Raw genomic sequence first — 678 nt, forward strand, 5'->3', positions numbered from 1 at the left:
AGAAAAAGTAAGATTGATCCAGTAGAAAAAGTAAAAATTGTAGAAAGGTTATTAGCTGACGAAGTAGGAGTGAGAGAAGCCGCGCAGAGCATTGGAGTTGACCCCGGCATCCATAAGAGACTGGCGGCACCTTTATCTAAGTGAGGGGCCGACTGCCTTATCAGATCAGAAAAGAGACCGCTCGTATTCAAAAGAACTAAAGTTAAAAGTTGTCAACGAATATCTTGCCGAACAAACTTCTTTGTCTGATCTGGTGGAAAAATATCATCTACGTTCACGTACTCAGATACGCTCTTGGCTAAAGGCGTATAATACTCATGGAGAGATCAAATCACGCACAAGCGGAGGAGGCAGCTACATGAGGAAAGCCAGAAGAACCACACCAGAAGAGAGGATGGCGATTGTCCGGGATTGTCTGGCTAATGATAAGAATTATGGGGCCATGGCTATGAAATACCAGTGCTCCTATCAACAGGTGCGAAACTGGGTTAAACGGTATGAAAAAATGGGATCTGCTGGTATAGAAGATCGTCGGGGCCGACGGACGGGTACTATGCCCAGCCGTACTCCCGAAGAGGAAATGCGAGATAAAATTGCAGAGCTGGGGCGAAAAAACCGGGATCTCCAGATGGAGAACGACCTGTTAAAAAAAGTCAGAGAGTTAGAGATGAAGGATCG

1 protein-coding gene and 1 pseudogene are annotated in these 678 nt (G+C 45.7%); both read left to right on the top strand.

From position 1 onward, the window contains the following. Positions 1–97: 97 nt before the first annotated feature. Positions 98–313, top strand: a pseudogene (locus HMPREF0721_RS12865) (helix-turn-helix domain-containing protein); the annotation flags it as partial. A gap of 45 nt (positions 314–358) precedes the next feature. Next, positions 359–678, top strand: a 320-nt coding sequence (locus HMPREF0721_RS12525) for a helix-turn-helix domain-containing protein (RefSeq protein WP_006599909.1), incomplete at its 3' end; no start/stop codon positions are given.

The organism is Pseudoramibacter alactolyticus ATCC 23263 (assembly GCF_000185505.1).
Classification (GTDB): Bacteria; Bacillota; Clostridia; order Eubacteriales; family Eubacteriaceae; genus Pseudoramibacter; species Pseudoramibacter alactolyticus.